Raw genomic sequence first — 14,671 nt, forward strand, 5'->3', positions numbered from 1 at the left:
TACGACAGTTCATAATATACGCATTAATTCTGATAAATACAGCATAGTTCAAAAAGTAACACTATGATTATTATTTTTAAGCCAAATCCTTACTTGATCACATCATCTATATTTTGATCGCCAATATGGCGCACATCTTTACCTTTAACAAAATAAATAATGTACTCACAAATATTCTGGCAACGATCCCCCACTCGCTCAATTGCACGAGCCGCCCACATTACTTTCATCACGCTTGGAATAGAGCTTGGATCTTCCATCATATAATTCATTAACTGACGAATAACAGCATCATATTCCGCGTCTATTTTATCATCAAACTTATACGCTTCTGTGGCTGCTTTTACATCCATTCGAGCATAAGCATCCAACACTGAATGCATCATTTTAACGGATTGACGACCTAGAGACTCAAGAGAAACCAATAACGACTGGTGTTTATTCGAAAAGTTTTCTAGTGATACTTTTGCTATTTGAGAAGCTACATCACCAATACGCTCTAGATCGGTAATGGTTTTGATTATCGCCATAACCAAACGCAGGTCACTGGCAGTCGGCTGTCGCTTAGCAATAATGCGAGTGCACGCTTCATCAATTGCAACTTCCATAGCATTTACTTTATGGTCTTCATGCATTACTCGTTTTGCTAAATCAGCATCGTGATTATGCAATGCCTCTAATGCATAGGTAAGCTGCTGCTCCACCATCCCACCCATGGTTAATACATGAGTTCTAATGGCTTCAAGCTCTGTGTTAAATTGGCCTGAAATATGTCGACCAAGTTGCATGGTATGTCCTTATTTTATTATTAGCCTATCGTAGGAGGTTATCCATAACGGCCTGTAATGTAGTCTTCTGTTTGCTTATGTACTGGCGATGTGAAAATCGTATTTGCATTACCGTATTCAACCAATTTACCTTGATTGATAAAAGCGGTGTGATCACTCACTCGCGCTGCTTGTTGCATATTATGCGTCACAATAACAACGGTATATTTACTTTTTAGCTCATAGATAAGCTCTTCAATCGTCAGAGTAGAAATAGGATCCAATGCTGACGTTGGCTCATCGAGTAATAATACTTCTGGCTCAATAGCGATAGCTCTAGCGATAACTAAGCGTTGCTGCTGACCGCCTGATAACCCAAAGGCATTTTCATGTAATCGATGTTTGACTTCATCCCATAATGCAGCTGCTTTCAACGCATCTTCAACCGCTTCATCTAATACTCGCGCTTCTTTAATCCCTTGTAAACGTAAACCGTAAACCACATTCTCATAAATTGATTTAGGAAACGGATTTGGCCTTTGGAAGACCATTCCTACACGGCGACGCAGTGAAGGGATATCAGTATTGGGTTGATAAATATCATCACCAAACAACTTAATTGCCCCTTTAATTTTGCAATTATCAACCAAATCGTTCATGCGATTAATACAACGTAATAAGGTTGATTTACCGCAGCCGGACGGCCCAATAAACGCCGTTACCTGCCCCTTAGGAATACGCATTTCAATATTCGATAGTGCTGACGTTTTACCATAATTTAAACTAAGATTATTAATCTCTATGGCTGTATTTTCATCTGATAAATTATTTACGTCTATTGGCGATAGAAAAGAGAGATCCGGTGATAATGAATACATACAGTTATAACTCCAATGTTCTATATTTCTCTCGTAAATTATTACGAATCGCGATAGCCGTTAAATTTAATCCAATGATAACCGTGACTAATAAAAAGGCCGTTGCATACACAATAGGTCTTGCCGCTTCAACATTGGGGCTCTGAAAACCAACATCATAAATATGATAACCAAGGTGCATAAACTTTCTATCTAAGTGTAAATAGGGCGCAATGTTATCAACGGGTAAAGAAGGAGCCAGTTTTACTACACCAACTAACATAAGAGGCGCGACCTCTCCCGCGGCTCTTGCTACCGCTAAAATTAATCCCGTCATAATAGCAGGGCTTGCCATAGGCAAAACGATCTTCCATAAGGTTTCAAACTGAGTTGCACCTAATGCTAAGGAGCCATGACGTACTGAGTTTGGAATACGACTGAGCCCCTCCTCTGTTGCAACAATAACGACGGGTAATGTTAAAATAGCCAAGGTTAATGCCGACCATAATAAACCAGGCGTTCCAAATGTAGGGGTCGGCAACTCATTAGAATAGAACAGCTGATCGAGCGTTCCACCCACCACATAAACAAAGAACCCCAAACCAAACACGCCATAAACGATGGACGGCACACCTGCAAGGTTTATCACAGCTATTCGAACTAACCTAGTCAACATATTAGGTTTTGCATATTCATGAAGATAAATCGCAGCAATAACCCCTAATGGCATCACAATAACAGACATAAGAAGAACCAATAAAATAGTACCGAAAATAGCTGGGAAAACACCGCCTTCCGAGTTCGCTTCTCGCGGACTATCAGAAACAAAGTCATACAACTCATCAAACCAATGGCCTATTTTTTCTTGCAGTGACATCGCATTGGGAAACCAGATATCCACCACATTATCACTGCTTAACTTATAGCTCTTTCCTTGACTGTCTTTTAACGTTAAATAACTATAACTTAATTGAGTTGAAATTGTTTTTACTTGTTCATTAAGCACACTTTCTTGTTGCTTACGCTCATTACTAGGCAAGCCAGAACTTGGTAATGCATCAAGTTGACGATAAAGCTTATATTGCTCTTGTTCTAATAAATCAATTTTCGCTTTTTCACTTCTAACCCATGCCTCTACCTGTTGTCGGTTAAGCTCAAGGCCATTCGATGTTTCAATAATAGTGCCAAAATATTTACCATGTTGGAGTCGATCAACCACAACAAGATCTTTAGGTTTGGTAACCGATTGGATCTTATCCTGATTAATATTAATAAAATCGAATCCATTAATATCTCGATTCCCAACTTTTATAATTAAACGCTCTTGGTTCTCTGAACTTTTCCCATGAAACTTTTCAACATCATACAACTGCCCGACAATCACTTGTCCATCTGTTGTGTGCCATTCTTGCAATGCTGTAGGCCAAAAATAGGATAAGCCCTTCCAACCAATTAATAACAAAATACCAAGAACGGCAATCATGCTAATGCTCACAGAGCCTGCGGTTAGCCATATCCAAGGTGAACCTGATTTAATCCAATGCTTCATTTATTTACCTTCATTCAGATCAAACCTATAAACTACGGTACTTTTCACGCAACCCTTGGCGTATCCACTCAGCCAAAGAGTTCACAAAAAAAGTAAACACAAACAGTAAAAATGCAGCTAAGAAAAGCATTCTAAAGTGAGTGCTTCCTATCTCTGATTCTGGCATTTCAATCGCAATATTTGCGGCAAGGGTTCTCATTCCTTCTAAAATATTACCATCCATAATCGGGGTGTTTCCGGTCGCCATTAATACAATCATGGTTTCACCAACTGCTCGCCCTAATCCCATCATTACCGCTGAGAAAATACCTGGACTCGCCGTTAGCAACACCACTTTGGTTAATGTTTGCCATTGCGTTGCCCCTAATGCTAACGAGCCTTCAGATAAGTGTTTTGGTACTGAGAAAATAGCGTCTTCCGCTATGGTATAAATTGTCGGAATAATCGCGGCGCCCATGGCAATCCCCACCACTAACGCATTACGCTGGTCGTAACCCACGCCGTTATCACCAAGGTAACTACGTAAATCACCATTAAACAACCAATTTTCAATAACGTACCCATATTGAAAAATCAGATACCCAACCCCTATCAAGGCCGGGATCAATAATATTGCATGCTGCCCTCGCGGGAGCTTTCGCATGATATGCGATGGCAATATGTGCCAAATGAACGCAATAATAATCATACTTAATGGAAAGAGTACAAATAAGCTAAATACGGCAACGAGATTATTCTCAACAATAGGAGCTAACCAAATACCCGCTAATAAACCAATGATCACCGTCGGCAGTGCTTCCATTATCTCAATCGTCGGTTTTACATATCGGCGAACATTAGAAGACATAAAGTAAGCGGTATAAATGGCACTACCAATGGCTATTGGGCCTGCGAAAATAAGCGCATAAAAAGCCGCTTTTAAGGTTCCAAAAGCCAATGGCATTAAACTGAATTTAGATTCAAAATCATCGTTCGCTGCTGTCGATTGCCAAATATAGGCAGGCTCCGGATAGCCTTCATACCATATTTTTCCAAATACCGATTGAACACTGACTTCAGGGTGCGGATTGGTTACCTCAAAGCATTGCCACCCTTTTTGAGTTAATACAATAAGCTTCTCTGCATTGGGAGGCTGAGTTGCCGCCAATACTTCTTCATTAAACAGATGCTGGCTATACAGCGTTTTTTCTGTTGTCGTATGAACTAAAGATACATTGCCTTTAGCATCAATAATCGTCACGCCTTTACGGTACACCTCTGGTGCTAATTTCTTGATCGGAGCATCGACATTAAAGGTTCGAATTAAGGTTAGTTGACGTTTTTCATCCTTAATCGTATCAAACCACTGAGATAAGCTACCATTGTCAAATTGGACCAAAACTGAATGAGCGCCAGATAATAACGTCAGTTTCTGTGCCGACTCTTTTAATGCAATACGCTCTCGTAAATTGGCTTTATGATCTTTTAATGTCCAAACTTGTAGCTCATGTTGATATAAGAAATACAAAAAATCATTATTTGGAGTGATCACCATGGATAATAATTTTTTCGTCTTATCTAACGCATCCCCTTCAAACTCAATCGGGATCGCTTTCCAAATGGACTCACCCGTCATTTGGTTAATCACACTATCAAGTTCTACCCCTAACAATCGCTTATCTTTGGTTTGTGCTAAAACAACCCCTTCGGTTGCCGTTAAGCTAAGCGCAACTTGTGTAAGCTCCTTCTTTTGTTCATCAATTTGAATCAGAGGAAATGGAGTAAAGCTTTCAACATAAGGAATAAGTTGGCGAAGCCCTTGTTTGTAATTAGTTTGAAAGCCAATTTGAGCAAACTGCACTTGGCCCTTTACATCCCCAAAAGCGAACCAATCTTGGCTTTCAATGGTGGCAGCAAAAGCCGTGGGATTCGTGATAATTTGTGTTTCACTGACCTGCTTCTTGTTAAGAAGATCTATAAACTGAACTCGGCCTTTATCATCAATTCGGTAAGCCATTTTTCCTTGTTCATCAGAGCCAATAGCAAGGGTGGCATTATCATATGATGCTGAATATTGAGATAAAGGTTCAACCGTTACAGAAGTAAAAATAGGCGCAATAACCGCCAATAAATAAAAACAGATAAGCATAAGAGCTGCGATGATCCCTATGCCACTGGATTTCACCCAAATACGCATAATCAGATCGACAACATAGCGTTGCCTGTCTCGGATAATCTGATTAGGTTTGGCGTATGCCATGATGAGATAACCTCTGTATTTATTAAATGATTGTTTACGTATTTTTCAGTATAGGAATGACACTATAATGACAACTTAATGGAGATCTAATTTAGAAAGCTCTTGTAAGACAAAACGTTCCGATAATGCGATATAGCCATCCTGCTCAACTCTTTTCTGCCCTTCTAATGACAACATATAACGAATAAATTCGGTTTCTAAAGGCTGCAGTTTGGCTGTTGGTGGCTTATTGATATAAATATATAAAAAACGAGCTAAAGGGTATTGACCACTAATAATATTGTCAGTACTTGGTTCAATATAGTTCGTCCCTTCCCTTGTAATTGGCAACAGCTTTACACCCGACATGTGATAACCAACACCGGAGTAACCAATGCCATTTAATGATGCCGAAACACCTTGAACTACGGATGCCGATCCTGGTTGTTCGTTGACATTCACTTTAAAGTCACCGTTACATAAGGCGTTCTTTTTAAAGTAACCATAAGTACCAGAGACTGAATTTCGACCAAATAATTGAATTCGGTGTTTAGACCAACTACTGTTTACACCTAAATCTTGCCAACGATTAATGGGTTTTACAGAACCACATCGTAATGTTGCCGAAAAGATAGCATCGAGCTGACTAAAGTTAAGTCCTTTTATTGGGTTATCTTGATGCACAAAAATTCCGAGCGCATCAATAGCAACTCGGATTTCAGTTGGCGGGTAACCAAATTGGCGTTCAAATGCGGCTTTTTCACTTTGCCGCATCCGCCGGCTCATAGGGCCAAACTGAGCCGTACTTTCAATTAATGCTGGCGGTGCCGTTGACGATCCTGATGCTTGAATTTGAATATTTACATTAGGATAAATACGTTGAAAATCTTCAGCCCATAAAGTCATCATATTCGCTAACGTATCTGAGCCTATTGAGGATAAGTTACCAGAAATTCCGGCAACTCTTTCATAGGGAGCGAGTTTTCCATCATAAGAAAACGCATTTGATATAAACCCCAGCCAAAGCAATCCCACGGGAATTAATACCCTAAACCATCGCTGCTGTTTATACTGCGTCTTCTTCATTATTCCATTACTTTAAAATCAATTTTTTAGGGAGAACAAACGAGAAAGTACTTCCTTTACCCAATTGGCTCTGTATTTCTAACTGTGAGTCATGATGACTAAGTGCATGTTTTACAATTGCCAGTCCAAGTCCACTACCACCAGTATCTCTTGAACGCGCCTTATCTACGCGATAAAAACGCTCTGTTAATCGAGGAATGTGCTGTGGTTCAATTCCTTGCCCACCATCCTTTACGCTTAATTTAGCCCCTAGGTTCGTTGCCTGCCACTCAACACTAATATCTGCGCCATCAGTAGTATGTTTTACCGCGTTATAAACCAAGTTTGAAATCGCACTGCGTAACTGATCTTCATCCCCTAATACCTTAAGGCGAGGATCGACATCAAAACGAATGCTGTGATTACGCTCACCACTTAATGCGATGGCTTCTTTCTCTAAAATATCTAACATAGAAGGCACATCAACATGATCTTCTAATTGAGACGTCGCTGCGGCTTCAATTTTCGACAGCGTCAGTAATTGTTCAACCAAGCCTTCCATGCGTGATAATTGCTCAGTCATCACCCCATGCGCTCGATTCCACATTGGGCCAACCAACATATCTGGGTCTTCAGACATTTCTAAATAGCCACGAAGCACCGTCATTGGTGTACGTAGTTCATGAGAAACGTTAGCAAAAAAGTTGCGGCGCATACCTTCTAGTTGCTTAACTTGTGTCACATCACGGACCACCATTAAAAACTCACCATCACTATACGGCACAATACGTATTTCAAGTGTCTTATCCGTGTTAATTGGTGATGGCATATCTAATGGAATATCAAACTGTTGCGCCATTAAATATTGCACAAAATCAGGGGTTCTAATTAAGTTGGTAATAGGGTGTCCTGAATCGTCAGGCCAACGGAATCCCAGCAGCGATTGAGCTAGGCTATTACACCATACGATATTACCTTCGTGACGAAATACCACTACAGCATCAGGCAGCGCTTCTGCCCCTTGTCGAAAGCGACGAATTAACGCAGACAGCTCTTTACGACGTTTTTTATGGCGTTTTTGTAAACGATAAGTCTCATCAAAAATCGGCTCCCAACTCCCTGAGGCTGACGGTGGTGTTGCTTTTCTTCCCTCATGCAGCCAGCGCGACATTTTGATTTGATTATGTAAATGCCAAATTAATAAAATAAATGAAGCAAGGAATAATAGTGGCCATAGCGCATCAAATAAATACCCAACAATCACCCAAGGTACGTAAAAAAACGCCAGTTCTCCAACGAGCTTTTTCCATGAGAGACGTTCAACCATGTATTTTACCTTTTGCTTCTATTTATATTTAAGAATTAAGACGTTTGAACAGAGAAACGATAACCCGCGCCACGAACGGTTTGCACTAAGCGATCATGCCCTTCCATTTCTAATGCCTTACGTAAACGACGAATATGAACATCAACCGTACGATCTTCTACGTATACATTCGTACCCCAAACATTATTCAATAGTTGTTCACGGCTGTATACACGCTCTTGATGAGTCATAAAGAAGTGCAGCATTTTAAATTCTGTCGGACCCATATCTAATGCTTTATCATTGGCTGTAACACGGTGTGATACTGGGTCTAATTTTAACCCTTGAACATCAATCAACTCTTCAACAGAGGTTGGAGATACTCGACGAATAACGGCCTTTAAGCGCGCCATTAACTCTTTTGGTGAAAATGGTTTGGTAATGTAATCATCTGCACCCACTTCAAGGCCGCGAACTTTATCTTCTTCTTCGCCGCGAGCTGTTAGCATAACTACTGGGATTTTTTTGGTAAATTCATCGCGCTTAAGGTGTTTGATTAAATTGATGCCTGAGCCACCTGGCAACATCCAATCCAACAAAATTAAATCAGGGTAAGGTTCGCAGAGTAAACCAAGTGCAGTGTCATAATCTTCTGCTTCTATCGGTTCATATCCTTTCTGCTCTAATACAAAACACAGCATCTCACGGATTGGCGCTTCATCTTCTACAACAAGTATCCTTCTAGACATTCTTTTTACCTAAATTAGCCAACAAAATTTATAACGCTATTATTAAAGCTAATTATGACACTTTTGTGACTATTGAAAAGAAAAGTTCATATTCTCATCAATGAAATACTATCTCAGTGTCATTTATCCAAGAACCTGAAATCTATACAAGCAATATTCAACAAAATCTCCTATCATAAGCGCACTTAAAAAAGACAGGAATTCAGCAGCATGATGTGGTTTAAAAATTGTTTAATTTATCGTTTTACTAAAGAAGTTGATCTCAACCCTGAGCAACTTGAAAAACAACTGAACGATTTCCGTTTCACACCTTGTGGTAGCCAAGATATGCAAAAGTTTGGCTGGGTAACTGCAATGGGCCGTCATGGTGATATGCTGACTCACGTCGCAAGCAAAAATATTCTGATCTGTGCTAAAAAAGAAGAAAAAATGTTACCCGCGTCAGTGATTAAAGAATCAATGAACGCAAAAATTGATGCCATGGAACTTGAGCAAGGTCGTCCTCTTAAGAAAAAAGAGAAAGACTCTATCAAAGATGACATCGTTATTGATCTTCTTCCACGAGCATTTAGCAAGCACCAACAAACCTATGCATTAATTCTTCCAGAAGCTGGGTTTATTATTGTTGATGCTGGCAGTTACAAAAAAGCGGAAGATGTATTAGCGTTGCTTCGTAAATCTATCGGCAGCTTGCCTGTAGTTCCTCTAACTTCAACTCAACCTATTGAAAATGCATTAACTGAGTGGGTTAAAACAGGTACTACGCCTCAAGGTTTTGAGATGGGTGAAGAAGCGGAACTAAAAGCAATTTTAGAAGACGGCGGCGTGATCCGTTGTAAGCAGCAAGAATTAGTATGTGATGAAATCCACGCTCACATTGATGCAAACAAAATGGTTACTAAGTTAGCGCTAACTTGGCAGGAACGTTTAGAGTTTATCCTTGCTGATGACCTATCTCTAAAACGCCTAAAATTCAGCGACGAAATTAAAGACCAAAACGAAGATATTGGTTTTGAAGACAAAGCAGCACGCTTTGATGCAGATTTCTCTCTAATGAGTTCTGAGCTTGATGCTCTACTACCTGATCTTTTCAAAGCACTTGGTGGCATTGAAGAGAAAGAGTAAAAGCAGGGTTCAGGTCGAATCGCAAGCGAAGCGACCTGAAACCTTTCTTTATACCCTAGCACTTCTCTCACTTTCCATGTAAAATCCGGCCTCCTTCATATCCTTGTGATATGACCTGACCTGAGATCAGAATACAACATTGGGAAGCAATCATGTTTAAGCCAGAACTACTTTCGCCTGCGGGCAGCCTTAAAAATATGCGTTATGCGTTTGCCTACGGTGCAGATGCCGTTTATGCAGGCCAGCCACGTTACAGCCTTCGTGTTCGTAACAACGAATTCAACCACGAAAACCTACAAATCGGTATTAATGAAGCGCATGCGCAAGGTAAGAAGCTATATGTGGTATGTAATATTCAACCACACAACTCAAAGCTAAAAACCTTCATTCGTGATTTAGCGCCAATCGTAGAAATGGGTCCTGACGCATTGATAATGTCAGATCCTGGTTTAATCATGATGGTTCGTGAAGCTTTCCCTGAAGTAGTTATTCACCTGTCAGTTCAAGCCAATGCGGTTAACTGGGCAACAGTGAAATTCTGGGCAACTCAAGGTGTTGAGCGTGTGATCTTATCTCGTGAATTATCACTAGAAGAAATTGAAGAGATCCGTGAGCACTGTCCTGATACTGAATTAGAAATCTTTGTACACGGTGCATTATGCATGGCGTACTCTGGTCGCTGCTTGTTATCTGGTTACATGAACAAGCGTGATCCAAACCAAGGCACATGTACGAATGCATGTCGCTGGGAATACAAAGCGGAAGAAGCAAAAGAAGACGAAAACGGTCAAATCGTTGAAGCTAACCCTACAGGTGTTGAGATCCAAGACGTTGAAGTTCAAAACGAACGTCCAGACAACACACTAGGCTTAGGTAAACCAACGGATGAGGTAGTTCTTCTTTCTGAAGCACACCGTCCAGAAGAGAAGATGGCAGCATTTGAAGACGAGCATGGTACTTACATCATGAACTCTAAAGATCTTCGTGCTATCCAACACGTAGAACGTCTAACTAAGATGGGTGTTCACTCTCTTAAAATTGAAGGTCGTACTAAGTCTTTCTACTACTGTGCACGTACTGCGCAAGTTTATCGTAAAGCGATTGATGATGCGGTTGCAGGTAAACCATTTGATGAAAGCCTAATGGGTACGCTAGAAAGCCTAGCTCACCGTGGTTACACAGAAGGTTTCCTACGTCGTCATACACACGATGCATACCAAAACTACGATTACGGTTACTCTATCTCTGATTCTCAACAATTCGTTGGTGAGTTCACAGGTAAACGCCGTGGTGATTTAGCTGAAGTTGATGTTAAGAATAAATTCTTAGTCGGTGACTCTGTAGAGATCATGACACCACAAGGTAACCTGACACTGACTCTAGATGTAATGGAAAACCGTAAGAGTGAAGCTGTTGATGAAGCAAAAGGCAATGGTCACTTTGTCTTCATTCCTGTTCCTGCAAACGTTGATCTAGAATACGGCCTGCTAATGCGTAACTTACACACGGGTGAAGATACTCGTAATCCACACGGCAAGTAAGTAATGGCGTTATTGATCAATAAGAAATGCATTAACTGCGACATGTGTGAACCTGAGTGCCCAAATGAAGCAATCAGTATGGGTGATGAGATTTACGAAATTAATCCAGACCTTTGTACTGAATGTAAAGGCCACTATGATGCGCCAACGTGTCAGTCAGTTTGCCCTATCAGTAACTGCGTTATTTCAGATCCAAACAACGTAGAAACAGATGAAGAGTTATTAGAGAAATTCGTTAAGCTTCAAGGCCTAGCGTAATAATCTCTAATCACCTGATCTGATTCAAATAAAAACGCCCAGCGATATCACTATCTCTGGGCGTTTTTTATTTCAGTAACTTATAACATCAAGTAGTTATTTATACCAATCTACATAAGTATTTGATCATTCTTGCTTGTTAAAATCGATTATATCTGCGTTATAAATTTTGTAATTAGATCCACTAGTTACTGTAATTTATGCCTTGCTATAATCGATTTTTCCTACGCAATTATCTGAACAACTACTTATCCAGAATGGTATTACTTTTTCACAAGACCATACGGTTTACTTTTGAATACCTTTGGTTCATTTTGAATCGTCGGTGCGGCATGTGGCGTTTGCCAATCGAGTAACATTATCGCTAATACATTACGGTGCTCACCATCAGTTAAATCAGTACTATTTGATGTTGATGGCACCATATTCTTCTCACGGTTAATCGCATCTTGAATGTGTTTTTGTGTTTTATAGACTACAGGGTCATCTTCTAACCCTGCCAATAAGAAGGTAATTCCTACTTCTGAAATAATGTCTTCTTTGGCTCTTTCTAAAATAGTATCAATATTATTACGCAGATAATCATATATCCATTGATGATCAGACTCTTTTAGGGGGTATTGATAATATTGAGAGTCGGCTAATAAAATATGCGTTAAGCCATAGATTTTATTGCCATACTGCTGCTTAGAAAGCGCTGCATCTTTATTATCTGGGTAGGCTAATTTGAATGCTTCAACAAACTCATCAACCACATCCTGCTCACCTAATTGACGTAACCAATAAACTTGGTTCGCTAGCTGAGCTGCCCATGCTTTAATCATCGCTTCATTAGTCGCGTATTTTTTAAAATCATAACGACGGATAATTTCTCGCAACTGTTTATCGTTACGATGCTTTAAACCATATTCATTAGCACGAGCCATTGAGCCAAGTAAATCCACACCAAGATAGAAATACTCAGGCATATTTTTTGTCGCTTGGTAACGTAAAGTACTGCGAATGTCAGTGTCATCAACATAGCTACTTAATCGCTTTTGAGCATAGATATCTATTTGTTCGGGTGTATGAACTTCCGAAGAGAATTGATTAAGTCGACTTGCCACTCGCGCCATATCAGACCAAACCGCCGCTGAATATTTAGGGTCCATCGTTTGACGATACATGCGTAAACCATAGTGGCCAGCTTTAAATGCCGATAGAGTATAGAGTTGGGTTTCATAAGTATGACGAATAGACGCCGCATCCTGCTTGAAGCTTGGTACTGTTTTTCCACCTTGCATGATTTCTGCATTAGCAGAAGCTAAACCAAATAATAAAACAATAAACAGTAATAATGTCCGTTTAAATAACACCATGTCGACTCTCTCATCTATTAAGAAGCTAAAAACATAATTGGTTACATAATAAACGAGAAGTATAAGTAACGGTCAAAAAGGTGTAAATAAACCGTACTTTATCATTTGTTTTTGGCATAAAAAAAACCTAATGATATAAAATTAATATCATTAGGTTTCAATTTATTCGTTGAGCAATAAACTTATTTAGTTAAATCATCAAAGAAGTTTTTAACACCTGATAAGAAACCTTCAGATTTCGGATTGTGCTTTTTCGCATCTTTACCATCAAAAGATTCTTGGAATTCTTGAAGAAGCTCTTTTTGACGTTTGGTAAGTTTAACCGGTGTTTCAACAATCAGTTTAACAATTAAGTCTCCCGTACTGTGCGTACGAACGCCTTTCACACCTTTGCCACGCATACGGAACATACGGCCTGTTTGCGTTTCTAGAGGTACTTTTAAGCTTACACGACCATCAAGAGTAGGAACTTCAACTTCACCACCTAATGCCGCCATCGTAAAGCTTACTGGCACTTCGCAGTATAAGTTGTTGCCGTCACGCTCAAAGATATTATGCTCTTTCACGTGCACTTGTACGTATAGATCGCCTGCTGGAGCGCCGTGCTCTCCCGCTTCACCTTCGCCAGATAAACGAATGCGATCGCCAGTATCAACACCTGATGGGATCTTAACATTAAGTGTTTTCGTTTTTTGAACGCGACCTTCACCATGACAAGAATTACATGGGTCTTTAATGATCTTGCCTTTACCATGACAAGTAGGACAAGCCTGCTGTACCGCAAAGAAACCTTGACGCATTTGAACTTGGCCATGACCATGACAAGTGCTACACGTTGATGAAGAAGTGCCTTTCTTAGCGCCAGTACCTTCACATGGATCACAAGACACTAATGTTGGTACTTCAATCTCTTTATCACAACCACGAACCGCTTCTTCTAGCGTAAGTTCCATGTTGTAACGTAAATCTGAACCGCGTTGTGCACGTTGTTGACCACCGCCACGACGACCGCCACCAAAGATGTCACCAAACACATCGCCAAAGATATCGCCAAAGTCACCTTGACCGCCACCGAAGCCGCCACCGCCCATGCCACCTTGTTCAAAGGCTGCATGACCGTATTGATCATAAGCTGAACGTTTTTGAGCATCCGTTAAGATCTCATACGCTACTTTTACTTCTTTAAACTTTTCTGGCGCTGTTTCATCGCCCTGATTACGGTCAGGGTGGAATTTCATCGCTAGACGTTTATAGGCTTTCTTAATATCACGCTCAGAAGCATCACGGCTTACGCCCAATACTTCATAAAAATCACGTTTAGACATGCTTTGGTCACCAATTCTTTTGATACTGCCGGCAGTGACACCATCAGTATGAGTTCAATCTAGATAATTAGGATCAGCACAAACCGAAAGTGATTATCTAGATTGACCTAATTACAAATTTGCGGGCGGTAGAGAAAACTCCAACGCCCGCAATATATTTTCAACGAAGAATTCTAATAAAAAACATCAGTTTCTAATTAGAAATAATTGTTGATTTATAAGCTAGAAAGTTTGAGTCCAAGGAAGAAGCGCGGAGTTTGCGAACGCAAATGAGCACTTCCGACACAGGAATCGAGCTTTCTAGCGACTAAATCTCAATTATTTGTCTTTAACTTCTTCAAATTCAGCGTCTACTACATCATCTTCTTGCTTAGGTTGCTCACCCGCTTCAGCACCTTGTTGTGCTTGAGCTTTCTGTTGAGCGATTTCCATTAGCTTTTGTGCTGCTTGCATTAGCTCTTGAGTTTTCGCATCGATTACTTCTTTATCATTACCAGACTTAACTTCTTCTAGTGCTGTAATTGCTGTTTCGATTTTTGTTTTCTCGTCAGCT

The 14,671-nt window shown here is 40.2% G+C and carries 12 protein-coding genes and 1 pseudogene; 3 read left to right on the forward strand and 10 right to left on the reverse strand.

Going from position 1 to position 14,671, the window contains the following annotated elements:
- Positions 1-89: 89 nt before the first annotated feature.
- The 7 genes from phoU to phoB form a co-directional block, all read right to left on the reverse strand.
- Complete coding sequence (gene phoU / locus PVK63_RS17215; RefSeq protein ID WP_130044013.1) at positions 90-788, reverse strand: phosphate signaling complex protein PhoU; 699 nt, start codon at positions 786-788, stop codon at positions 90-92.
- 38 nt (positions 789-826) lie between these two features.
- Positions 827-1,645: a phosphate ABC transporter ATP-binding protein PstB gene (pstB, locus tag PVK63_RS17220; RefSeq protein WP_130047722.1), complete on the reverse strand. Its 819-nt coding sequence runs from the start codon at positions 1,643-1,645 to the stop codon at positions 827-829.
- Positions 1,646-1,649: 4 nt separating this feature from the next.
- The gene (gene pstA / locus PVK63_RS17225) at positions 1,650-3,173 is read right to left on the reverse strand and encodes a phosphate ABC transporter permease PstA (RefSeq protein ID WP_130085970.1); all 1,524 of its coding nucleotides are present in this window, start codon (positions 3,171-3,173) and stop codon (positions 1,650-1,652) included.
- 25 nt (positions 3,174-3,198) lie between these two features.
- The gene (locus PVK63_RS17230) at positions 3,199-5,412 is read right to left on the reverse strand and encodes an ABC transporter permease subunit (RefSeq protein WP_130085969.1); all 2,214 of its coding nucleotides are present in this window, start codon (positions 5,410-5,412) and stop codon (positions 3,199-3,201) included.
- 75 nt (positions 5,413-5,487) lie between these two features.
- On the reverse strand, positions 5,488-6,477 hold the full coding sequence (locus PVK63_RS17235; RefSeq protein ID WP_130044009.1) for a PstS family phosphate ABC transporter substrate-binding protein: 990 nt from the start codon (positions 6,475-6,477) through the stop codon (positions 5,488-5,490).
- 7 nt (positions 6,478-6,484) lie between these two features.
- The gene (phoR, locus tag PVK63_RS17240) at positions 6,485-7,783 is read right to left on the reverse strand and encodes a phosphate regulon sensor histidine kinase PhoR (RefSeq protein ID WP_130085968.1); all 1,299 of its coding nucleotides are present in this window, start codon (positions 7,781-7,783) and stop codon (positions 6,485-6,487) included.
- A 35-nt stretch (positions 7,784-7,818) separates the two neighbouring features.
- A complete protein-coding gene (gene phoB / locus PVK63_RS17245) occupies positions 7,819-8,511 on the reverse strand; it encodes a phosphate regulon transcriptional regulator PhoB (RefSeq protein ID WP_130044007.1) in 693 nt (230 codons plus the stop codon).
- Between the two features lie 213 nt (positions 8,512-8,724).
- Between phoB and rdgC the strand changes: the two genes are divergently transcribed.
- From rdgC to PVK63_RS17260, 3 genes are all read left to right on the forward strand, one after another.
- The gene (gene rdgC / locus PVK63_RS17250) at positions 8,725-9,636 is read left to right on the forward strand and encodes a recombination-associated protein RdgC (RefSeq protein WP_207215638.1); all 912 of its coding nucleotides are present in this window, start codon (positions 8,725-8,727) and stop codon (positions 9,634-9,636) included.
- A 152-nt stretch (positions 9,637-9,788) separates the two neighbouring features.
- A complete protein-coding gene (gene trhP, locus PVK63_RS17255; protein ID WP_130044005.1) occupies positions 9,789-11,177 on the forward strand; it encodes a prephenate-dependent tRNA uridine(34) hydroxylase TrhP in 1,389 nt (462 codons plus the stop codon).
- Between the two features lie 3 nt (positions 11,178-11,180).
- Positions 11,181-11,435: a YfhL family 4Fe-4S dicluster ferredoxin gene (locus PVK63_RS17260; RefSeq protein WP_063659444.1), complete on the forward strand. Its 255-nt coding sequence runs from the start codon at positions 11,181-11,183 to the stop codon at positions 11,433-11,435.
- Positions 11,436-11,698: 263 nt separating this feature from the next.
- Here PVK63_RS17260 and PVK63_RS17265 read toward each other — a convergent pair whose 3' ends face one another.
- The 3 genes and pseudogenes from PVK63_RS17265 to dnaK all read right to left on the reverse strand — a co-directional run.
- Positions 11,699-12,793, reverse strand: coding sequence for a DUF3541 domain-containing protein (locus PVK63_RS17265; RefSeq protein ID WP_130085967.1), 1,095 nt, complete (start codon positions 12,791-12,793; stop codon positions 11,699-11,701).
- Between the two features lie 182 nt (positions 12,794-12,975).
- On the reverse strand, positions 12,976-14,118 hold the full coding sequence (gene dnaJ, locus PVK63_RS17270; protein ID WP_105062839.1) for a molecular chaperone DnaJ: 1,143 nt from the start codon (positions 14,116-14,118) through the stop codon (positions 12,976-12,978).
- Between the two features lie 318 nt (positions 14,119-14,436).
- Positions 14,437-14,671 (reverse strand): annotated as a pseudogene (dnaK, locus tag PVK63_RS17275) (molecular chaperone DnaK); the annotation flags it as partial.

The organism is Aliivibrio sp. S2TY2, assembly GCF_028765525.1.
In the GTDB taxonomy this organism is placed as follows: Bacteria; Pseudomonadota; Gammaproteobacteria; order Enterobacterales; family Vibrionaceae; genus Aliivibrio; species Aliivibrio finisterrensis_A.